The following is a 21769-nucleotide window of genomic DNA, read 5'->3' as shown; positions in this document are numbered from 1 at the left end:
AGACGGCTCCGACGACCGTGTCCACCGGCAGTTTTGCACACCAAAACGATTGTGGGGCAACTTCGTCCACAGACCGGGTGGCAAACCGGCGAGTCTTCAATCGAAAGCGGGTGTACCAATCCATTCGATTGTTATCGGCTACGCTCCCAGCCCGGCCCCGGCGCGGGTGACCACCAGGCGAGGTACGACTGCACGGGAGGAGAGGGACAGGATGCCGGCCGCGAGTTCGACGATGTCGTCGACCCGAATCATGGATTCGCCGGGGATCTTGTCCTTGGTCCAGTCACTCATGTCGGTGTCGACGTAACCGGGCGCGATGGACGTTCCGCTGATGCCGTTGGCGCTTTCCTCGGCGTTCAGGGTTTCGACGAGCGACAGCATGGCCGCCTTGGTGGCGCCGTAGACGGCGAGTCCTGCTTCGGAGTAGACGCCCGCCATGGATGCGAGGGCGATGACCTTGGCTCCGTTGTCCGGGTCGGCGTCGACGGCAGTGCGCATGAGCGGGATCGAGTTCTGCAGCACGTGGAACGGCGCCCGGAGGTTGACGTCGAGTGTTTTGTCGAAGCGGCGCATCGGGTAGTCCTCGATGCGGCCTGCCGTTCCGACGCCTGCGTTGAGGACCAGTGCGTTCATGGATCCGTACGCGTTCGCGTGCGCGCCGGTGATTCGGTCGGCGGCGTCCCGGTCGGCGAGGTCGGCGGCCACCGTCACCACCTGGGGAGCACCTGCCTTCCCGAGGTCTTCGGCGACCTCCTCGAGAGCGGCGGCATCGCGCGCCGTGATCGTCAACGAGTAGCCCAGGTGCGCCATGCGAGTGGCGATTCCCAGACCGATGCCGCGCGATCCACCGGTGACCAGTGCAGATTTCACTTCTTCCCCTCGATCGCGCGGAGTCCCGACGCCATGAATTCCTGTGTTGCTTCTGCTGCCGACGCTGCCCCCGGCCCGGAGTCGGAGCCGGACAACGCTCGGTGCGTGATGCCTTCGCCGATGACGCCGAGTTTGAAGTTGGCGAGGGCAAGGTAGAAGTTCCAGTCGGACAATCCGGAACCGGTTTCTCGGCTGTACATCTCGGCGAGTTCGTCCGCGGACGGGTAGCGGTCACTGGTCCACGCCGCAGCCGTGCCGAGGACCGCGTCGAACACCGGTTGCCGGTACACGCACATCAGGGCGACGTCGGTGAGCGGGTCGCCGAGGGTGGACATCTCCCAGTCCACCACTGCGGCAACGGAACCTGGATTCTCGCGCCGGAGGATGACGTTGTCGACCCGGTAGTCGCCGTGCACGATGGACGCACCGGACGACGACGGTACCGCCGCTTCCAGTTTGTCCCGTAACTTCTCGACATCGGGGAGGTCGCGCGTCTTGACGGCTTCCCACTGGCGAGCCCATGTCTTGACCTGGCGCCCGACGAATCCCGCGGGCTTGCCGAACGAGCCGAGGCCCGCTGCGTCGTAGTCCACGTGGTGCAGGCGGGCGAGTACGCGGATCAGTTCGGACGTGTTGGCCGCGACGTCGTCGTCGGACAGGGCGTCCAGGTCCTCGCGGGTTCTGATGACCGTACCCGGGTCGAACTCGACAACAGTTGCCGGAGCGCCCAATACATCTCCGTCGCGGTCGAAGGCCACGGTCCTGGCGACGGGTACGTCGGTGGATTGCAGCGCACTGGTCACTGCCCACTCGCGGGCCATGTCGTGTGCCGACGGGGTGAGACCGCTCGTCGGGGGACGGCGAACGACCCAGGCGTTCGTGTCGTCGAACGCCTTGTAGGTGAGGTTCGATCGGCCGCCACTGATCAGTTCGACGCGCAGCTCGCCGTCGAGTGCCACGCCGTTCTCGCCGAGAAACACGGCGAGAGCGGGAGTGTTCATTCCTGGGAGTTCGGTCATTTGTCGGCGGCCTGACGCGCTGCCTTCTTGGCTGCGCCGACGACTCGTTTGGCGATGGCCCAGCGGTGCACCTCGGAGGGTCCGTCGTAGACGCGGAACGGGCGGACTTCCCTGGACAACCTGGCCAACGGCAGGTCGTCGGACACTCCGAGGCCGCCGCACATCTGAATGCTGCGGTCGACGATGCGGAAAATAGCCTCGGCCGCGTAGGTTTTGGCGATCGACGTCTCGTTCCCAGCGTGTGATCCCTGGTCGAGAGCGAAGCAGGCCTGCACCAGCAGCGCGCGCGTCGCGGCGATGTCGATCTCGTTGTCCGCGACCATTTTCTGCACCATACCGAGATCGCCGAGCGTGGATCCGAATCCCTCTCGACGCGCAACGTGATCGACGGCGATGTCGTGGCCGCGGCGGGCGGCACCGAGCCATCGCATCACGTGGGTCATGCGCGCCGGTCCCAGGCGGACCTGCGCGTAGGAGAAGCCTTCGTCGACGGCACCGAGCACGTTCTCGTCGGGGACGAAGACGCTGTCGAAGAACACCTCGCAGTGTCCACCGATCATCGCTTTGTCCAGGGTTCCGATGTGCCTGCCGACCTTGATGCCGGGGGTGTCGGCCGGCGCGAGGAACATCGTCGCACCGCCGCGGTCACCCGGCTTGCCCGCGGTCCTGGCCATGATGATGAAGAACCCGGCGCCGTCCGCGCCCGTGATGAAGTACTTCTGCCCGTCGACCTTCCATCCGCCGTCGACTTTGACTGCGGCCGTGGTCAAGGCCGACGGGTCGGAGCCTGCACCGGGGGCCGGCTCGGTCATCGCGAACGCGGAGCGCACGTCGCCGGACGCCAGGGGCGCGAGGAACTGTTCCTTCTGGCCCTGGGATGCGATGTGGGCGAGCATGTGCACGTTGCCTTCGTCGGGGGCGCCGATGTTCAGTGCAGCGGGACCGAACAGCGAGTAGCCGCCCTCTTCGAACACGGGAGCGCGATCGCTCATGTTCAGTCCGAGCCCGCCGTATTCGACGGGCGCGTGCGGCGCGAAGACGCCTGCGTCCTTGGCTGCCTGCTGCAAAGAAATCCGCAGTTCGTCTCCACCCGCATCGGCGATGTTTCCGAGGAACTTGTCCTCGATCGGCAACACCGTCTCACGAACGAACGTCCGAGTCTTGTCGATCACGGTCTGGACCTGGGGCGAATACGTCAGATCGATCGACACCGGCGCGCTCCTCGAAGTTGGGCCGACCGAGCGATCGCTCGGTCACCGTTTCAGGTTCGCACAGCCCGCCGAGAGGAGTCAAGAAATCAGCTGAGCTTCCCGACAGCCGGCCCGAGCACGGTGCTCCGCCAGGTGCCACCACCGTCGCCCTTGGTCCGATAGAGCATCGAATCGGCGGCCTCGACCACCGCCTCGGCCGTCCTGCCGCTCCCCGCCGGCACGATGCACACTCCGACGGACATCCTGCCGTGGACGGAACTCTGCTTCCCGACGCAGCGGCGCGCGAGATCCTCGATGCCGTCCACCGTTGTCCTGGTGGCGACGATCCCGAATTCGTCGCCGCCGAGTCTGCACACGAGGTCACCGTCCTCGACGCATTCACGCAGGCACGCAGCAATTTCCGTCAGAACGCGGTCGCCGACGAGGTGGCCGTGCCCGTCGTTGACGGCTTTGAAGCCGTCGAGATCGCAGAACAGGAATGCGACGAGGTCGTCCTCGGCCTGATGCTCGAGCCGATCACGAAGTTCCGTCATCGCGAGGCTCTTGACCCCGAGTCCGGTGAGGTCGTCGCGCTCCGCGCGCAGGCGCAGGTGGTCGAGAGCGAGGTGTGATGCGCTGCGATCCTCGGCAGTGCACACGAACCTTGTGCCGTAAGCACTTTCGATGCGCTGGACCCGGACGTGCGCCCATCGTTCCTCGTCGTCCACACGTAACACGCGACGGTCCTCGACGCCTGCGTGCCTGGTCTCGGCGCCGAACACCGCGGTCAGATCGAGACCGCGGAGCTCGCACTCGATCCGCCCCGTGAGCTCCTCGAACGCCCTGTTGACCTCGACGACGGTGGAGTCGAGCCCGAGCATCGCCGTCGGAATCGGCGAATCGAGAAACACTGCGCGGTACTGCAGTTGCTGGTCCTCGGCATCACCGATCCTCGCCGCTTCCGCGATGGCTGCGCCGGCCTGGCCTGCGAACAATTCCAACATCGCACACTGCTCGGCGTCCGGGATCAGCCCGGAGATCGGGAGATCGACGCTCAGAACACCGAGCAGCGCGTTCTCCCCGGCCCACATCGGTGCCAGAAGCGCGTACTCGGGCTGCCAGATCCTCCGCTCACCATCCGGCGATGCGGAGAGGTAGTGAGTTCGGTGCGGGTCACGATAGGACACGCCTCCGAGAGCATCGACCTCCGCCAGGTTCTCGTGGAACCGTAGTTCTCCCCACCGCTCGCATGCGTCCAGCAGACCCAGCCACACCTCGTGCGTCATCGTCTCGCCGACCATGTCGCGGACCTCGGGAGGGCCTGTCGCCGTCGAGACGACGAGGCCGCCGCCCGGAACCTTGACGTTGACGACGACGGCACCGAAACCCAGCACATCGACGACGGCTGCAGCGACGCGCGCGAGGGTGACTTCCAATCCCTCGCCGACGCCCAGGCCGCGCACGACCTCCAGGATCCGCACGAGCGAATCCCGTCGTAGCCCTACGTCGTCGATCATCGGTCGATTCTTGCAGATCCCGGGCCTGGCCTGCGGAGAACCGTTTCGATCTCACCTGCGCGTATGGCACTGTAGGTCCGTGCACGAAGCGGACAAATACCCCCAAACGACGGCCGTCGGGCACCGCACCCGCAGCCCTCGCGATATCGAATGGGTATTGACCGTCGGAGTTGCGCCGCTACTCGTTCTGGTTCTGACGATGCCGGTCGTAGCACTGATCGACCATCAGGATCTTCTTCCCGGCGCACTGGGCGACTGGAATCTGTATGCGGTGTTCGGCCTGACGGTGTTCGCTCCCATCATGACCGTCGCCTGCGTGGCGGCACTGGTGATGATCGGCGATTTTCGGGCCGGCCGGGCGGTGTCGACGTTCGGCAACATCACTGCAATCCTCGGCATGACCGTTCTCGTCACCGCCGAGATCACCGACCTGTTCCGCCCCGTCGTCGACGGCGACCCGGCCGACTGGGTCTCGGCGTTGACACCGTCGGGCACGCCGTTGTTCGTGGTGCCGTACATCGCGGTTCTCGTCGCGAACACGTACGTCGTCCTGCGATTGTGGCGCCGACGCCAGTAGTCTTTCGCCATGAGCGCAGACTGGCGGATCGACACCGTGGACACCCTCCGAGGACTGATTCTCGCCGCGGCCCCAGGCGTCACCGAGGAAGTGAAGTGGCGCAAGCCGTCCAACCCCGACGGCGTGCCCACGTTCAGCCTCGACGGGCTGCTCTGCACGCTCGAGACCTACAAGGACAAAGTCAAGGTGACCTTCGCGAAGGGCGCGTCCGTAGCCGATCCGTCGGGCATCTTCAACGCCAGCCTCGACGCCGGAACGCGCCGTGCGATCGACATCCACTCCGGAGACGTCGTCGACGAGAAAGGCTTCTCGGACCTCGTCCGCGGCGCCGTCGACGTCAACCAGCGCTAGCCCGGCGGTGACCACCGCACGTCGCGACGGGGACACGCGTGCGCGATTTGCCCTGCGCACTGCCCTCTGTACGGTGGACGGGACGACCTGACGACACGTTTCCGACGGAAAGGACCATGTATGCCGCAGCCCACACGACTGGAGAAGAATCCGGAGAAGGGCTACGTCGCACTACTGGGCTGGAGTCTCGCCGCGGTGGAGGCCCTGGATGCATTCGACCGTCGATACGTGGTCGTGGCACCCGAATGGGCCGAGCAGTACTGCACCGAACACGACATTCCGTACATCTCCTGGAACTTCGAGCGCATCAACGACCGTTCGCTCGAGATCGCCGAGGCACTGCAGGATCGCGGTGTCGACGTCGCGATCCCGCTGTACGAGGAAACTGTCGAGTGGGCGGGTGCCATCAACTCCGTTCTGCTCGGTAATCCACGGTTGTTCGGTCAAGCGATGTTGCTGCGAGACAAAGCGCTGATGAAACGTCGCGCGCAGCTCGGCGGCATCCGCGTCGGCATCTTCGAGGAGGCGCACGACCGAGAGGACGTCGTCCGATTCCTCCGCCGGGTCAATCAGACACTGCTCAAACTCGACGGTGACCCCAACGATCCCATCCACCTCAAGGCCTTCGACAAGGCCGGATGCCTCGGGCACCGCGTCATCCGCACTCCCGACGAGGTCGACTCCATCCCCGACGACGAGTTCCCGGTACTGATGGAATCGCATCTGGACGGTTGGGAATTCGCCGTCGAAGCGTGGATCCACAACGGAAAGATCAAGTTCCTCAACATCTCCGAGTACGTGACGCTCGGGTACTCGGTGTTCGTGCCCGCAACTCCGGAGCTCGAGAAGTACCGGCCGCAGATCACCGCGCAGATCGAGAAGCTCATCAAGACCTTCGACATCGAGTTCGGATTCGTGCATCCGGAATACTTCGTCACCAGCGACGGCGAGATGTACTTCGGTGAAGTCGCGTACCGGCCACCGGGCTTCAAGGTGTTCGAGCTCCTCGAGCGTGCCTACGGCTTCAACGCCTACCAAGGGCTCGCGCTGGCGTTCGACCCCAAGACCACCGAGGAAGAGATCGACGCGTTCTTCCCGACCGAGGTCGAGGACGCCACCGGCATCGCCGGCTGTTTCGGCGTGTACCCACGCCGGCGCGTCGTCAGCCACCTCGAGATTCCTGCCGAAACCGCCGAGCACGACTACTACGAAACCAACGACCTCTCGGCACCCGTCGAGGAAACCGTCACCAAGCGAACAGCTTTCGGCACGCACTGGGGTCTGCTGTACTTCTTCGGCGACGACCCGTACCGCATGCGTGACCTGCTGAAGCATCAGGAAGAACTGGACTTCTACGTGTGAGGCAAGACTTCGGGGACTTCTCGACCGGTCCGTCACAGACATTGGACCCACCCGTCGACCAGGCGCTGGTCAGTCGCGTCGCACAACTCGACCACGCCACCGAAGCATTGGCGGGGGCCCCTGAATTCTCCAAGACCACCAAGGTCAAACGTGTCCTCGACGCGCTGCATCGAGTTCTGTTGCAACGCGGTGGATGCGCAGCAGTCCGTGAACGTGCCGCAGCGTTGGACGAAGCGGGGCTGTTCACCGGTACCGACTGGGCGCATCCGGACATCCTGGTGCCCGGTTTCGTCGGGCCGTCCCTGCGCAGTGGTGTGATCGATACCGTCGTCCTCGAGGCAACGAGCGAGCTTCGGCTGGTAGCAATCGCTGCAGGCGAGTACACGCACCCCGCGGTCAGTGCCGAGGACGCGAAACACTTTCTGTCGCAAGTGTTGGCGATGAACCTCGAGGTGCTGTTCTCCGCACCGTCGGAGGCCGAGCGCGTGAAGCTCGGCCGGGTCGCGCACCTCATCCGAGATCTGTTCGGCTACGTCGCCGACCAGATCGGATACGACAGCGTCCTCGACAAATTGGGCGACGAGATCTGGCGGGTACTGCGGCAGAGGCCCATTCAGGTCGACCACATCAAAGCCATGGTGACCCGCATCGCGGTGTACCGCGAAGACCCCGAGGTGGATCTCGGGGCATCGGGGCAAGGTCTCGATCGATTGATCTCGGCGTTGTTCGGTCCGACGGAGGCGTGCCGCGAGGATCCGGGCGTCGACGTGTATCGCTCACGCCTCGACGCCATGGACGCCGAGGGTCTCGAGTTCGAGGCTCGCGGGTTCGCCCGGGCCATGCACGACACCGGTCTGGTCTCGCCGTACCACGCGACGCTGGTTCGATTCCTGATCGAGCACAACACCTATCTGCTCGGTGAAGCACTCGGCGTCTCCGAGACCGGACGAACCTGCCTTCAGCGGTACCCGGAGCTGGTCCACTGCTTGATCGTCGAAGCCGTGCATCCCGATGCCGCGCAATGCCTGTACGGCATCGCCCTGATGCTCGACCGCGGCATCCTGCACCAACCGCCGATCGTGCCGTCGCTGTGGCGGCAGCTGGCGCTTCGACTGGAACCAGGCGTACGTCAGCGGCTCGTCGACGTGTTCGGCCCGACGCCGGAGCCCGAATCCCGTTTGCTCGGTGGGCTTCTGTCGATGCTCGGGCAACCGCTGGGCGTCGGGCAGGGCGACAATCCAACGTGCCAGTCCGCTCGCGCGCTGTCGATGTGGGCGTACAACGACCCGGACTACCTCCTGCAGATGGTGGTGTGGGCCGCGCGCGACGACGAGATCGTCATGCACTTCGAGGGGCAGCCACTGTCGTCGAAGGACAGCTCCGGTGGCGTGGCCACCACTGCTCCCCTCGACCTGGATCCTGTGTCGCAGCTCCTGGTTCCGCATCTGGATCGCATCTACGCAGAGATGATTCGTAGGTGCGCCGACCGCCCCGGGGATCCGCACAAGTGGGTCAACCCGGAGTTCCACGGCTGGTGGTCCGCACGCGGATTCAACATCGACGTCGATGTCGCAACGGGCAACCTGATCGACCTGGACGACTTCGTTCGGCAGTTCTACGCGTCGTACCATCTCGAATACAACGGGGGCCAACCGCTGGTGCACCCCCAGCCTGCGGGTGTCGCCGTCACCGACAGCGCCGCACGGTACATCGGGTGGCACGCCATCACGATCCTGCGCGTCGCCCCCGACCCCGACGCTGTCATGCGGGTCTACTTCTTCAACCCTAACAACGACAGCGGTCAGGACTGGGGCGACGGCGTCGTCGTCGGCACGGCCGGTAACGGCGAGAAAGCGGGCGAAGGCTCACTTCCGTTCGAGCAGTTCGCGTCTCGGCTGTACATCTTCCACACCGATCCGCTGGAGAACGGCGAGCCGGACAGAGTTCCCGCATCGGCAGTGCAGGACACCATCGGCTACATCGAACGCAGCTGGGGTGCAGACCGGATGCCGGGTACCGAGAGTTAGCACCGGGTTTGCCTGTCAGCTTCGGAGCAGCCTACCCATCAACGTCTCGAGTTGCCCCAATTCGTCGGCCGATAGATTCGCGAACTCCGCGGGCGGTGCGTTCAGTGCAGCATTCGCCCGGTCGGCCAGCTCACGTCCGGAGTCGGTGAGTTCGACGACTCGGCGCCTCCGGTCGGCAGGGTCTTCGGTGCGTACCACGTATCCACGAGATTCCAACTCTTTCAGCGTCACCGAGAGATACGGCGGGTCGGTGTTCAGTCGTTCCGCGAGCGCTCCGGCCGACAGAGGGCCGGGCACCAGTCGCCGAAGTACCTTGCACCGATAGAAGCTCTCTCCTGTCGCCGCGACCACGGCGCGGTGCGGATCGGCTCGGTCGAAGACAAGCGTACGGATGTCACCCCACACGTCCTCCGCGCTCATGCCACGAGCTCCGACGACCGATCCGCAACCCGCTCTGCTGTGCCGCGAGCCCACGAACCGGTCGTGACGAAAGCAAGTGCGAGGACGATGATTCCGGCACCAGTCATGACGAACCACGCCGAACGGGCGGCGTCGACGAACCCGTCGGCGAAGGTGCCGACGAGACCGGCGGTGACGATCGACCCCACCACTGCGACACCGAGCGATTGGCCCACCTGCCGAGACGTCGATGCCACCGCCGACGCGACTCCTGCTTGACTACGGGGCATTCCGGACACAGCGGTGTTGGTGATGGGTGCGTTGACCATCCCGAATCCGATACCGAACACGAGGTAGGGAAGAGCAAGCCACGCGAAGGACGTCGTCGCCGTCAGCTGGGTCAGCATCAGGGACGAAACGATGAAGCCGACTCCTGCCACCACCAGTGAGGTTCGAGGTCCGCGAGAACCGGTGAGCCGACCCGATATCGGCGCGAGGATCAGCGTCATCAACGCCATCGGGAGTGTGTAGAGGCCGGCGTGCAGCGGCGAATATCCGCGCACGTCCTGCAGATACAGCGTGTTGAGGAACAGAAATCCGCCGAGTGATCCGAACGCACACACGGCGATGACGGTCGCCCCGGAGAACGGAACGCTGCGGAAGAAGCTCAGTTCCACAAGGGGTTCGGTCCGATGAGTCTCCACGTACAGGAAACCGAGGAGTGACGCCACAGCGATGGTGGCAGTGGCAAGGATCGTCGGCGAAGACCATCCCTTCGTCGGCATCTCGATGATGGTGAACACAACGCTGGCAAGCAGCACGATCATCAACACCTGCCCGGCCGGGTCGAAGCGTCGTGCATGCGCTGCTTTGGATTCGGGAACGAATTTCCACGTCATGAACAGCGCGATCAGGCCGATCGGCACGTTCACCCAGAAGATCGACTCCCAACCCGCCGACCTGACCAGTGCGCCGCCGATGAGCGGGCCTCCCGCCATCGAGATTCCGACCACGCCACCCCACACTCCGATCGCTCCTGCGCGTTCTTTCGGATCGGTGAAGGTGTTGGTGATGATCGACATGGCCACCGGGTTCATCATCGACCCTCCGACGGCCTGCACCATGCGGAACGCGACGAGCCAGCCCAGCGACGTCGCGACACTGCACAGCAACGATCCCGCGATGAACAGTGCCGTACCGATCATGAAGAACTTCTTGCGGCCGAACCGGTCCGCACTCGAGCCGCCGAGCATCAGCAGCGACGCCAGCACCAAGGTGTATGCGTCGATGATCCACTGGAGACCCGACACCGATGCCCGCAGGTCGGACCCGATCGCCGGCAGCGCGACGTTGACGATCGTGTTGTCGATGCTGACGAGAAACAAGCTCATGCAGCAGATTGCGAGCACCAGGTAGCGGTGCCGCTTGGTCAGTTCGCTCATCGAAATCCAATACTTGTAGATACACAACTATTAGTTCGAGTATCGACCTCGGCAGGCCGCAACGCAAGTCAGCGGCGAACGACGAAAGCGGCCAGGGCCAACCCGATACAGGCGACGACCGCGGCCACGAGGGGACCGAGTCGGGGTTCGGCGTGAATCGACAGGGCACCGGCGAACGATCCCGCGACCAAGGCGGCAATTGCGCCCAGTCTGAGCGCAAGATGCTCGGTCCTGCCCCGGGCCAGGTCGTCGGCTATGTTGACCATCGTTCCGGTGACGAACGTCGAGGACAATCCTCCCTCGGGGAGTGACGAGCGCGCGACCACCGTCTGCAACGCCATCGCCGCCGCGGACATCGCCACCAGAGCGACGACGGCGCCTACATCGAGCCACCACGCCACGAGGGTGAGCACCTGGACGGCCGCAGCCGTCCCCAGCAACGGCAACGTCGGGACGCGCACGGAGCGGTGCGCGTAGCGGAACCCGGCCAGCAGAACCACGAAGAACACGGCGATGGCGATCGCGGCCCCGACCAGGCTGGCAAGGTAATCGTCCCGGCCGACCAGTCCGACGAGCACCAGATTGCCCGTCATGTTCGCGGTGAATACGCCGCCGAGTGCGAGGAAGGCGAACGCATCCGTCGCACCTGCGCCGAACGAGAGCATCAGAAGCAAGACCCCAGGTGAGTGAAAATGTGTCCCCCAGGACACATTTTCACTCACAGCCGGCGGCCCAGGACCGCCATCGTCGTCGACCACGCCAGCGCGAGAAGGTCACGGACCGCACCGAAGGACGACGCCGTCGACCAGACCGTGGTGACGCCCGACGGCGGCACCGGGCGTCCGTCGAACCGGTCCTGTAGCCAGTCGAGGGTGAGCGGCGCGGACAGGGGGTGCAGGGACAGATGTTCGCTGAGTCGGTCCCGCAGGTACGTGACGTGGACCCCGTTGTCGAGGTAGCGGTCGACCTGTCCGTCCACATCGTCGACGGCAATGATCTGGTCGTGGACGGCCTGCACCACGAGCATCGGGACGGTGGGAGCGGTTCTACCGGGCTGAATAGCCTCGAACACCTCGAGGATTTCCGGTGTAGCCAGCAGATCCGCGAGCGGAATGTCGATGTACCTGTCCAGATCGTGCTTCGCGAGCTTGCGCACGGCAGCGACGGTGGTCAGGTCGTCCACCGACTCGAGCAACGCCAGCCCGTCGGCATTGACGTGGGCTCTGACCACCCTGTCCAGATCCGGGTACGTCCTACGCAACCCTTCGACCACCAAGGTGGGCAGACCGGCGTGCAACGTCGCGTTCAGCCTGGTGAAAGCCGACGCAGGATCGCCGACGGGTGAGCCGAGGGCCGCCCCGACCAGTGCGATCTCCGGTGCGTACTCGGGGGCCATCTCCGCAGCCCAGGACGTCGCGAGCCCTCCGCCCGAGTAGCCCCACAGACCGACCTTGGTATCGTCGGTCAGTCCGGCCGGTGCGAACCGCAACGAGGCTCTGACCCCGTCGAGGATGAAGAAGCCGGGCTCACGGGGCGAGCCCCAGTGCCCGTCCGGACCCTCGTGGTCCGGGATCGAGATGACCCAGCCGCGGCGCAGCGCATGCAGCACCAGGACGAACTCGAATTGCGGAACCGCGCCCCACGCTTTTGCGCCCCGCTGCAGCGCGTACGACGGAAAGCACGTGGCCGACACCGCGTCGATCGCGCACTGATACGACAGGAGGCGCGGAGTTTCGGCAACCGCTCCGCGCTGCATCAAGACGGTGGTGACGCTGACCTGCGGCGATCCGTGGAGATCGGACGTCCGATACAGCAGTTGCCACGCGTCGACCTGCTGCGGAATCTTCCCGTACAGCGCCACCTCGACCTCACGGAACCGCAGGACATCACCCGGCGCAGCCTCCTCGAAGCCGTCGGGCGCGACGTAGAACGGGTCCGCATCCGGCCGTGCTGCCCGGTTCGGCCGCGGCATCTCCTGCGGTTCCCACGGAGATCTACCGGCTTTTTCGTCGACGACGCTCATCCCACACCCTTTGTCCGAGTCTCCGGGTCACACTAACCCCGGACCGGACGCCGCACGCCGTCGGCGTACCGCACCGGCACGCTCATCTGGACAATTCGGGAGCAAAACCCGCCGTCCGGTCATACATTTCTTCCCATGACAACCACGTCGACGGCAACGCGCATGCGGCTCAACTGGATCACCCTCGTGATCGGTATCGCACTGACCGTATTGGCGATCTACGACATCACTCACGGCGAACGTTCCACCAGCGAGTGGATCGCCATCGTGTGTTGGCCCATCGTGGCAATCGGCAGCGCTGTCCAGTTGACGAGGCTCAGAAAGCTGTAGAACGCCGTTCAGCACTCTCTCGTCGCGGCGGACAGGCGTCTAAGATCCTCCGGAGGCGATTCGAGCAGCGGAAGTCGCACTGCCGCAGAGTCTATGACGCCGATCTCCGCCAGCGCTGCCTTGGCCATGATCGCGCCCTGAGACGTACGCATGACGGCGTCGGTGAGCGGGAGCAGTTCGTTCTGGATTCGACGAGCTGAGACGAGGTCACCTCGCCGCACCGCATCCGCGAGGGCCGCGTTCCGATCGCCGACGAGATTGCCCACCACACTGACGAGTCCTGTTGCGCCGATTGCCAAGTACGCCAGGTTGAGCTCGTCGATTCCGCAGTAGTAGGCGAGAGATGTCCGAGACATCACCGTCGAGGCCTCGTACAGGTCACCTTTGGCATCCTTGACCGCTCGGATTCGCGGATGCTCGGCCAGCAGAATCAACGATTCGGGCGAGAACGCCGTGCCGGACCGCGCCGGCACGTCGTACAACATCACCGGGAGATTCGTCGCGTCGGCGACGGCAGTGCAGTGCGCGACGATGCCCGCCTGCGTAGGCCGCGAGTAGTAGGGACAGACGACGAGCAGCCCGTCGGCGCCCGCCGCTTCCGCGCGACGAGCCCTCGCGACGCTGGCCGCGGTGTCGTAGGTTCCGACGCCGGCCGTCACCTTCGCCCGTCCGTCGACTCGCGACACCACCGCGGCGACGAGCTTCTCCGTCTCGGCGTCCGTCAGCGTGGGCGCCTCCCCCGCCGTGCCTGCGACGACGATGCCGTCGCACCCCGTGGCGACGAGATGGTCGACGAGCCTGCCGAGGGAGTGCTCGTCGAGCTCTCCGTCCGTGGTCATCGGCGTCACCATGGCGACGCAGTTGGTGCCGAAGAGCTGTTCGGTGGTCATGCACAGAAGTGTGCGACGCAGTAAGCCTTCGGTCCAGCGACGGTTTTTCGCCGATAATGCGTAGCATCGCTTCATGGTCGACGTCGCATCGCTACACGCTCTGAAGTCGGTGGCCACCCTCGGCACCCTGGCGAAGGCCGCCGACGAACTCGGCTTCACGGCCTCCGCCGTCTCACAGCAGATCAAGCGACTCGAACGCCAGCTGGGACTTCGGGTTCTCGCCCAGTCAGGGCGCGGTGTCGTGCTGACACCGGCAGGCCAGGCACTCGTCGACACCTCTCCCGACGTCTTCGATGCACTGGAACGATGCGCCGAAGCCGCACGTTCCGTGGCCGACGGTGCACCGCGCGGCACTCTGCGGGTCGCAGCCTTCTCCACCGCCATCCGCGGTGTGCTTGCTCCGGCGATGCGCGCCCTCGGCGCGGCATGCCCACAGCTGAGCCTGCAGATCACCGAACAAGATCCAGACCGCGCGATTCACAGCGTCGATTCGGGTATCGCCGACGTCGCCCTCGTGCACGACGCAGACGGACTCATCGCCCCCATACCGCCGTCTCTGAACCGACGGTCGTTGCACACCGACATCGGCGACATCGTCGTACATCGAGATCACCCACTCGCCCGCGAAGCTCACGCGTTGCCCGCCAGCGCACTGACCGGTCTCACCTGGGTGACGAGTCCACCGGGAACCGTGTGCCACCAATGGTTTCGACGCGTCGTCGCCGACCTACCGGACAGTCCCGACGTCCGGCACCTGGTCGACGACTTCTCCAGCCAACTCGCCTTGGTGGCGTCGACGAACGCCGTCGCACTCATCCCTCGACTCGCACGTCCCCCTTTGGGCGAACACCTTGTATCCCTCGAACTGCGTCGCCCACCAACCCGTGAACTGCACGCCGTCTGGCGTCGCAGCGCAGACTCCAGCCCGGCCATCCGAGCACTCGTCGACACACTCGTTGCCACATAAACGACGCGGCGTGTGCCCGAGTCCTGGTGGTGAAATCGACGCGCCGGGCCGGTCGGGCGGGCTGATGAGCCCTTCGATCGAAATCTGTTCCGGCAGAGCTACTTCGTTCGTGGACTTGCCGTGCGATCAGCCGTTGCGAAGGAGCTCTTCGCGTCGTTCTTCCTTGCGCTCTTCGCGACGCTCGTCCTGGCGGGCCTTCTCGTCGATGTCGGCCTGTACTTCGTCGCAGCGGAAGCCGCTGTACAGCAACTGCTCTGCCCCGACGTCCTGGACGACCAGGCAGTAAGCGCCGCCGTTCATAGCCGGGACAAGTTCGGTCACCGTATCGGCCGTGGCGACTGCTGCGCCGGCAGCACCGAGCCCTCCGATCAAGGCAGCGACAGTGGCGGTGCGAATGGCAAGCTTCTTCATGATGACTCCTTCTATCATGTTCTGCAGCTTGGCTTTCGGTCACTTACGATCTTGTCGTAGTCCGCTGTTCGGCAACAGTGCACAGAATCATGAGCTCGGCTGACATCGTCACGGAATCGAGATGACGTTTGTCATGGGCCGACGGATCGGCACCGCGTGGCTTAGTCTGTGCGTGACCGGAGGGCCGCCGAATCGAGGAGACGCCCATGAGCACCGACAGCTTCTGGAGCGACGCCGATCGCCACCTGATTCGTTACGGCGTGACGTTCACTCCCCGCATCATCGAACGGGCCGAAGGCACGCACGTGTACGACAGCGACGGCCAGGCAATCCTCGACTTCACCTCGGGCCAGATGAGCGCAGTCCTCGGCCATTCCCACCCGGACATCGTTCGAGCGGTGTCGCAGTCCGTCGGATCGCTGGACCACCTCTTCAGCGGAATGTTGAGCAGACCCGTGGTCGACCTCGCCACCAAGCTCGCCGCCACCCTCCCGTCGGAACTCAGCAGGACCCTTCTGCTCACCACCGGCGCGGAGGCCAACGAAGCGGCTCTGAAAATGGCCAAGTTGTACACCGGCGGATACGAGGTCGTCTCGTTCGATCGGTCCTGGCACGGCATGACGTCCGGCGCGGCGGCCGCGACCTTCTCCGCCGGACGACGAGGATACGGCCCGGTGATCCCCGGCAATCTGACCTTGCCGACGCCTGATTCCTACCGGCCTCGGTTTCGGCGTGCCGACGGCTCCTACGACTGGGAGACCGAGCTCGACTACGGCTTCTCGCTCATCGACAGACAGTCCACCGGCGCACTTGCGGCCTGTCTGGTCGAACCCATCCTGTCGTCCGGCGGCATCATCGATCCGCCCGTCGGCTACCTGGCACGGCTCAAAGAACTCTGTGTCGAACGCGGAATGCTGCTCATTCTCGACGAAGCGCAAACCGGCCTCGGCCGCACCGGCCGGATGTATGCCTTCGAACGCGACGGGGTCACCCCGGACATCCTGACTCTGTCCAAGACCCTCGGCGCAGGGCTTCCCGTCGCCGCGGTGATCACCGGCGACGAGATCGAGAACATCTGCAACGACAAAGGTTTCCTGTTCCTGACCACCCACGCATCGGATCCGTTGGCTGCCACCGTCGCACACACCGTGCTCGACGTCATCGAACGCGACGGACTCGTCGAGCAAGCCGCAAAACTCGGCGAACAGCTCTCCGACCGCCCCGACGCACTGCGCGACACCTACGAAGTCGTCGGCGACGTCCGGGGCCGTGGCCTGCTACGCGGACTCGAATTCGTCACCGACAAGGAGTCGAAGACCCCCGCCGACGACCTGGGCAAGAAAGTGACCACCGCCTGCCTGGAGCGTGGACTGCACCTCAACATCGTCCAGCTACCAGGAATGGGCGGCATCTTCCGTATCGCTCCCCCACTGACGACAACCGAAACCGAACTACACGACGGCATCGACATCCTCGACGCCTCCATCTCAGCCGTCCTGGCCGGTAGCTCTTCCTGACGGGACGCAAGACCTACTCGCCGGCCGCACCGCCGTAGGTTGCAATCTTGTATTCGGTTGCTACCAAGGACAATTGCAGCTCGAGCATTTGTCTGCGAATGGTGTCCCGATGTTCGACGAGTATGTCCAGGCGTTCCGGGACGGTATCGTCACCCTGATCGACCAGCTCCACGTAATGCTGCAGATCACGCATCGGCATGCCGGACAGACGCATTCGAGTGAGAAAGACCAAGCGGCGCACCGCGGCGGCGTCGTACAGGCGGTGGTCGTGCGCGTCTCGTTCGACCTCGATCAACCCGCACCGTTCGTAGTACCGGAGGGTGTGCGCCGACACACCCAAGAGCTGCGCGACCTCGGAAATCCCGATCGGCTCGGTTACTTCACCGGGTTCGATCAGTCCGTGGACGATGTCGATCGTCATCGATACATCCGCTTGGGCCAGCGCAGCAAGAGCCTTGTCCATCAGATCAACGGTCGCCATGACGTCACGATAGCCCTGGCCAGCGGTTCAGACTGGACCGACGGACTCGGCAACCCCCGGATAATCTGCACTGGCCGATATCTCCGCGAGGCGCTCGACCTCGTCGAGGTTCCACCTGTAGCCGTCCGACAATCGCCGAACCGCTTCTCTTCCCAACGGGATTCGTAGCGGGGCGGATTCTCCGTTCAGAAGTTCGATGATGATCCGGGCCGCCCGCGTCGGATCGCCTTCCTGCTTCCCATCGACGGCCAGCATGTCCGCGCGGACCGCGCTGAGCAGTCCCTCGTAGACGTCGCTGGGGTCGACGAGGTTGAGGACGCCAGCTTCGTTGAACCCGGTGCGGAACCTGCTCGGTTCGACGATGAGGACTCGAACACCGAACTGTTCGACCTCGCCGGCCAGGGCTTCCGACCACCCTTCCAAGGCGAACTTCCCGGCCGAGTACGAGCCCGCTCCGGGGAACGACACTCGGCCGCCCTGACTGCTGACCTGCACGATCGATCCGGTTCGCCGCCGCCTCATTCCAGGCAACACAGCACGCGTGAGGGCCGCGGGGCCGAACAGATGCTGGTCGAGCATGTCGCGCAGCTGGGAATCGGTCACCTCCTCAGCAGCGCCGATCTGCCCGACCCCACCGTTGTTGACCAGCACATCGACCGCTCCGAATCGCTCCGCCGCGGCCGCAATCAGCTGTGGTGCCGCTGCGGTGTTGCGTACGTCGAACTCGACCGCCATCAAAGTATCCGGGTATCGACGCACCATGTCGCCCAACCTGCTCGGTCGACGAACAGCCCCCACAACCGTGTCACCGGCTGCCAAAGCCTCTTCTGCGAGTGCTCGTCCCAAACCCGACGACGCCCCCGTGATGATCCAGCTTCTCTTCGTCATGCCGCGACGCTATGACTTCGAGCGCGCTCGAACGCAAGCTCATCACCGCCGGCGGGTTCGCGTGTGCCCATGAATGACGCCCTGCACCATGGGACGCGCCAGGAACTCGTGGGGAAAGCCCAGATCGGGCGCGCTGACGTCGTCGAGCTGGGTCAGATGCTCGTCGGAAAGTTCCACGTCCAGCGCAGCAAGGTTGCTCTGTAACTGCTCTGCGGTTCGCGCACCCACGAGAGTGCTTGTCACCACTGGGTTGTGGAGAGTCCACGCAATGGCGACCTGAGCCGGGGTGACTCCCAATTGCTGCGCAACGTCGACTACGACGTTCGCGACCTCGAGTCCTCGAGTGGTCAAGCTGTTGCCGGCCGCGGCGTGATCACTTCGACTGCGCGGCATAGCCGTCACATCTTCAGGAAGGTCAGCGGGTGTGTACTTGCCCGTCAGCACTCCCCCACCCAGCGGTGACCAGGGAACAACTCCGAGTCCTGATCCGCTCGCCATCGGTAGAAGGTCACGCTCGGTGGTTCGCTCGATGAGGCTGTACTCGACCTGAAGTGCGGAGAGGGTCGGCCATCCCCGGAGCTCGGCGATCGTCTGCATACGTGAAATCTCCCAAGCCGGCGCGTCGGAGATGCCGAGATAGAGCACCTTGCCGCTGCGTACCAGCTCGCCCAACGCAGCGATGACCTCTTCGCCGGGCGTCAGCCCGTCCCACGCATGGAGGTACAACAGATCGATGTAGTCCGTATTCAGGTTGCGCAGACTTGCCTCGACCGAGGTTACGAGGCTCTTACGGTTACCACCTCCCGCATTGGGGTCTGATGGGTTCCGCGTACCAGCGTACTTCGTGGCGATCACCACGGAATCTCTTCGATCCCTGACAAATTCACCCAGAAAGCTCTCGGACTGGCCGTCGGTGTAGATGTTGGCCGTGTCCACCATGTTTCCGCCTCGATCGAGGTAGGTGTCGAAGATCCGTCGAGCCTCGTCTTTGCTCGCACCCCAACCCCACGCGTCGCCGAAAGTCATGGCGCCCAGTGACAACGGCGAGACCCTCAGTCCCGATCGTCCCAGCAGTCGATAATCGGTCAACTCCGCCACGGTTACTCCTCAGTTCGATGTGTGGTCGACCATGCCTGCGCTCGCCTGGTCCGTGAAGGCTCAGGACATCCTGGGAAGACCAGTACCAGGCTGTTCAGCATCGGTGTGGCATAGCCTTGGGGACGTGAGTTCGACTCCGCAGCCCATCGCCCGCCACGAGTTGGCAGCCTTTCTGCGTGCGCGGCGCGAAGCGCTTCAACCGTCGATGGTGGGGCTGCCGCCACGGCTCGGATCCTCCCGGACGCCTGGGCTGCGACGAGAGGAAGTCGCAGCCCTCGCCGGCGTGAGCGTGGACTATCTGATTCGTCTGGAGCAGGCGCGTGACGTTCGGCCGTCGGCCCAGGTAGTGCAATCCTTGTCGAGGGCACTGAGGCTGTCCGATGACCAGATCGACTACCTCCTGACGTTGGCCGGACATCGTCAACTCGAACGCAGTACCAAACCGACTGTCCCCGAGGGTCTTGCACGTCTTCTCGACGATGTCTCTCCATTGCCCGCCATGATCCTGAACTACCGCCTGGACATCCTGGCATGGAACGACACGATGTCGACCCTCCTTCTCGACCTCGACGGCACAACAGCACGAGAACGCAATGTACTGAGAATGTGCTTCCTGGACGATCGGTTCATTGACTTTTACGGCGACCGCGACAGCGTAATTCGCGGAGCTGTTGCCGATCTGAGAGCAGCGTGGGTCGACCACGCGCATGATCCTGACCTGGTAGTCCTGATACAGGAACTCGAAGCCGGTAGTGCCGAATTCTCCGCCTACTGGCAATCGCGGGACGTCGCCGTACGAGCGGAGGGCAACAAGCCGATGAACCATCCGAACGTCGGGCCGATCACCGTGAGTTACGACGTCCTCAATCCTCTCGGCGACGCGAATCTGCGACTCATCGTCTACCGCGCCGCCGACCCGGCCTCCCAGGCTGCACTCGACCAACTCGCCACAACCCGCCACTCCCACACCCGAAGGCACCTGCGAACCCTCTGAAGCGAGTTATGGCGAGGGCAATCGAACAGAAGATGTCTTCGTGATGACGCTGGATAGAAGGTCAGCAGCCGTTTCGCGCCTACCTGTGGAGTATCCGTCGACGGAGGGCACGATCAGTGCGCGCCTGTAATCGGCCAGGTCCAGCACCAAGTGCTCGTTCCCAACGAGAACAATGGTGCGCAATGGACACGCCGAGGGCTGCGCCGAATTGAAGGCCGGTACAGACGATGCCGCCTGCGACACCGTGATGGCGGGCCTCGACACCTTCCACCGCTGAAGCTGTCAGCGGACCGTACTTGACAGCAAAGGAAACACCAAGCAAAAGCAAGGAAGGCAGCAGATCGAGAAAACCCGGGTTCGAGTCCAATCGAAGTGTCAGCGCGAACCCAATTTTGACCGCGGTCGGTCCGATTGTCATCACAACGACATTCCCGAACCTTGTCGCATGTCAGGGCGTCAACGTTGGAGCGATCAGGAGCTCCACTCCCATTGCGAAAACCCGAGTCGGGTGGGCACTTCCCGCGTCATTGGAACGCCCCGATTATTTCGTCGCAGACCTAGGAGACGGCCCTGCGGCCGTGCTTCCGGCCACCGAACAGGGAAACAGCTGACGCCTCAGAAAGCGAGAGATTCGACAGGCGAAATCCTCGCCCACCGTGTTCCTCGCGGTTCTGGTGTAACACTTGCGTCGTGTGCAGGCGGAATCCCGCTTGCAGAATGCACAAGTGTTACACCCCGCCCAGCAAACCGCCTATCGACCGGGCGCGTTGATTCTGAGTCCGGGCGCCGAGGCGATGTCGGTCAGCTGGTCGATCGTCAACACCCCGACGGACGTCACTTCGATTTGCGTTTCATCCGGTGTAAAGGCGACGACCCGTCGGATATCCCCGCGATCCTGGATATCGAAGACGGCGCCGTCCTGAGACGTGACGCGCTCATCGACAATCCCGACGAAGCACGGGCCGGGTGGCTGGTAGGCGCGTCCGACGATTACATCCAGCATTCCAGTTCGCCCGTCCGACGTAATCGTCCCGGATGCACCTGCATCGGCGGTCGAACCGGCGACACTGTAGGTCTCTCGGTCACCGGAGAATTCCAATCGCGTCGTGACGGAATCCGGTTCGACAACCGTACCTGCCGGCAACGCACCGACGAGGGCCTCGGCCATTCCATTCAATTTGCTGTCGGTAATCCACGACTCGTCTGCACGAGCAACTTCAGCGCCCGTGGTGAAGGCGTAGTTGATTCGCACCAGATCCTCTTCCTGAATCATCTCCTCGCAACCGGGAATCGCCAGATCGGTGGACGACGAAGTGTCGGTGATCCCCGCAACCACCACTCCCGTTCCCACGATGGCTGCCACCACTGCGATATCCACCCATACGCCGCTGCGTCCTTTATTGCTTCGCATGAAAG

Annotated in this window: 22 protein-coding genes; 8 read left to right on the top strand and 14 right to left on the bottom strand. The window is 64.2% G+C overall.

What is annotated here, in order from left to right:
- Positions 1-138: 138 nt before the first annotated feature.
- From CH292_RS15895 to CH292_RS15880, 4 genes are all read right to left on the bottom strand, one after another.
- Positions 139-870 carry an SDR family oxidoreductase gene (locus CH292_RS15895; RefSeq protein ID WP_037183266.1) on the bottom strand — a complete coding sequence of 244 codons (732 nt, stop codon included), beginning with the start codon at positions 868-870 and terminating at the stop codon, positions 139-141.
- Positions 867-1889: a phosphotransferase family protein gene (locus tag CH292_RS15890; RefSeq protein ID WP_094655213.1), complete on the bottom strand. Its 1023-nt coding sequence runs from the start codon at positions 1887-1889 to the stop codon at positions 867-869. Before CH292_RS15890 ends, CH292_RS15895 begins: the two co-directional genes overlap by 4 nt.
- A complete protein-coding gene (locus CH292_RS15885; RefSeq protein WP_019662785.1) occupies positions 1886-3100 on the bottom strand; it encodes an acyl-CoA dehydrogenase family protein in 1215 nt (404 codons plus the stop codon). The genes CH292_RS15890 and CH292_RS15885 overlap by 4 nt, the downstream gene beginning before the upstream one ends.
- 86 nt (positions 3101-3186) lie before the next feature.
- Positions 3187-4596 (bottom strand): diguanylate cyclase, encoded by a 1410-nt coding sequence (locus CH292_RS15880; protein WP_094655212.1) that lies wholly within the window; start codon positions 4594-4596, stop codon positions 3187-3189.
- Positions 4597-4675: 79 nt separating this feature from the next.
- On the opposite strand from CH292_RS15880, the gene CH292_RS15875 reads away from it, so the two are divergent.
- The 4 genes from CH292_RS15875 (at position 4676) to CH292_RS15860 (ending at position 8913) form a co-directional block, all read left to right on the top strand.
- A complete protein-coding gene (locus CH292_RS15875; protein ID WP_094627923.1) occupies positions 4676-5173 on the top strand; it encodes a hypothetical protein in 498 nt (165 codons plus the stop codon).
- Between the two features lie 9 nt (positions 5174-5182).
- Positions 5183-5524, top strand: a complete 342-nt coding sequence (locus CH292_RS15870; protein ID WP_020111080.1) for a DUF1801 domain-containing protein — start codon at positions 5183-5185, stop codon at positions 5522-5524.
- 120 nt (positions 5525-5644) lie between these two features.
- Positions 5645-6886: an acetyl-CoA carboxylase biotin carboxylase subunit family protein gene (locus CH292_RS15865; protein WP_020111081.1), complete on the top strand. Its 1242-nt coding sequence runs from the start codon at positions 5645-5647 to the stop codon at positions 6884-6886.
- A gap of 41 nt (positions 6887-6927) precedes the next feature.
- Complete coding sequence (locus CH292_RS15860; protein ID WP_094655211.1) at positions 6928-8913, top strand: hypothetical protein; 1986 nt, start codon at positions 6928-6930, stop codon at positions 8911-8913.
- A 15-nt stretch (positions 8914-8928) separates the two neighbouring features.
- Here the strand turns inward: CH292_RS15860 and CH292_RS15855 are convergent, their stop codons facing one another.
- The 4 genes from CH292_RS15855 to CH292_RS15840 all read right to left on the bottom strand — a co-directional run bounded on the left by CH292_RS15855 (position 8929) and on the right by CH292_RS15840 (position 12777).
- A complete protein-coding gene (locus CH292_RS15855; RefSeq protein WP_037183275.1) occupies positions 8929-9333 on the bottom strand; it encodes a MarR family winged helix-turn-helix transcriptional regulator in 405 nt (134 codons plus the stop codon).
- Positions 9330-10754 carry an MFS transporter gene (locus CH292_RS15850; RefSeq protein ID WP_094655210.1) on the bottom strand — a complete coding sequence of 475 codons (1425 nt, stop codon included), beginning with the start codon at positions 10752-10754 and terminating at the stop codon, positions 9330-9332. Before CH292_RS15850 ends, CH292_RS15855 begins: the two co-directional genes overlap by 4 nt.
- Positions 10755-10822: 68 nt before the next feature.
- Entirely contained in the window at positions 10823-11419 is a 597-nt protein-coding gene (locus CH292_RS15845; RefSeq protein WP_141217840.1) for a YoaK family protein, read from the bottom strand.
- A 53-nt stretch (positions 11420-11472) separates the two neighbouring features.
- Positions 11473-12777: a lipase family protein gene (locus CH292_RS15840; protein ID WP_033190036.1), complete on the bottom strand. Its 1305-nt coding sequence runs from the start codon at positions 12775-12777 to the stop codon at positions 11473-11475.
- Positions 12778-12912: 135 nt separating this feature from the next.
- Here CH292_RS15840 and CH292_RS28640 point away from each other — a divergent pair, with 135 nt between their 5' ends.
- A complete protein-coding gene (locus CH292_RS28640; protein ID WP_141215417.1) occupies positions 12913-13107 on the top strand; it encodes a hypothetical protein in 195 nt (64 codons plus the stop codon).
- Between the two features lie 8 nt (positions 13108-13115).
- On the opposite strand, the gene dapA is transcribed toward CH292_RS28640, so the two are convergent.
- Positions 13116-13997, bottom strand: coding sequence for a 4-hydroxy-tetrahydrodipicolinate synthase (gene dapA / locus CH292_RS15835; RefSeq protein WP_094627926.1), 882 nt, complete (start codon positions 13995-13997; stop codon positions 13116-13118).
- Between the two features lie 73 nt (positions 13998-14070).
- On the opposite strand from dapA, the gene CH292_RS15830 reads away from it, so the two are divergent.
- Entirely contained in the window at positions 14071-14964 is an 894-nt protein-coding gene (locus CH292_RS15830) for a LysR family transcriptional regulator (RefSeq protein WP_094655209.1), read from the top strand.
- A gap of 126 nt (positions 14965-15090) precedes the next feature.
- Here the strand turns inward: CH292_RS15830 and CH292_RS15825 are convergent, their stop codons facing one another.
- On the bottom strand, positions 15091-15375 hold the full coding sequence (locus CH292_RS15825; protein ID WP_094627928.1) for a hypothetical protein: 285 nt from the start codon (positions 15373-15375) through the stop codon (positions 15091-15093).
- A gap of 206 nt (positions 15376-15581) precedes the next feature.
- Here CH292_RS15825 and CH292_RS15820 point away from each other — a divergent pair, with 206 nt between their 5' ends.
- Positions 15582-16892, top strand: a complete 1311-nt coding sequence (locus tag CH292_RS15820) for an aspartate aminotransferase family protein (protein WP_094655208.1) — start codon at positions 15582-15584, stop codon at positions 16890-16892.
- A gap of 13 nt (positions 16893-16905) precedes the next feature.
- On the opposite strand, the gene CH292_RS15815 is transcribed toward CH292_RS15820, so the two are convergent.
- The 3 genes from CH292_RS15815 to CH292_RS15805 are packed head-to-tail and all read right to left on the bottom strand — an operon-like array spanning position 16906 to position 19359.
- The gene (locus CH292_RS15815) at positions 16906-17373 is read right to left on the bottom strand and encodes a MerR family transcriptional regulator (protein ID WP_094655207.1); all 468 of its coding nucleotides are present in this window, start codon (positions 17371-17373) and stop codon (positions 16906-16908) included.
- A gap of 27 nt (positions 17374-17400) precedes the next feature.
- Positions 17401-18261, bottom strand: a complete 861-nt coding sequence (locus tag CH292_RS15810) for an SDR family NAD(P)-dependent oxidoreductase (protein ID WP_094655206.1) — start codon at positions 18259-18261, stop codon at positions 17401-17403.
- Between the two features lie 42 nt (positions 18262-18303).
- Complete coding sequence (locus CH292_RS15805; protein ID WP_037183290.1) at positions 18304-19359, bottom strand: aldo/keto reductase; 1056 nt, start codon at positions 19357-19359, stop codon at positions 18304-18306.
- 124 nt (positions 19360-19483) lie between these two features.
- Here CH292_RS15805 and CH292_RS15800 point away from each other — a divergent pair, with 124 nt between their 5' ends.
- The gene (locus CH292_RS15800) at positions 19484-20353 is read left to right on the top strand and encodes a helix-turn-helix transcriptional regulator (RefSeq protein WP_256978161.1); all 870 of its coding nucleotides are present in this window, start codon (positions 19484-19486) and stop codon (positions 20351-20353) included.
- A 751-nt stretch (positions 20354-21104) separates the two neighbouring features.
- Here the strand turns inward: CH292_RS15800 and CH292_RS15790 are convergent.
- Positions 21105-21764, bottom strand: coding sequence for a hypothetical protein (locus CH292_RS15790; protein ID WP_094655204.1), 660 nt, complete (start codon positions 21762-21764; stop codon positions 21105-21107).
- Positions 21765-21769: the final 5 nt, after the last annotated feature.

Source organism: Rhodococcus sp. 14-2470-1a (genome assembly GCF_002259425.1).
GTDB lineage: Bacteria > Actinomycetota > Actinomycetes > Mycobacteriales > Mycobacteriaceae > Rhodococcoides > Rhodococcoides fascians_E.
Note: the sequence above shows the minus strand (reverse complement) of the source record. Positions and strands in the feature narration are given on the sequence as shown.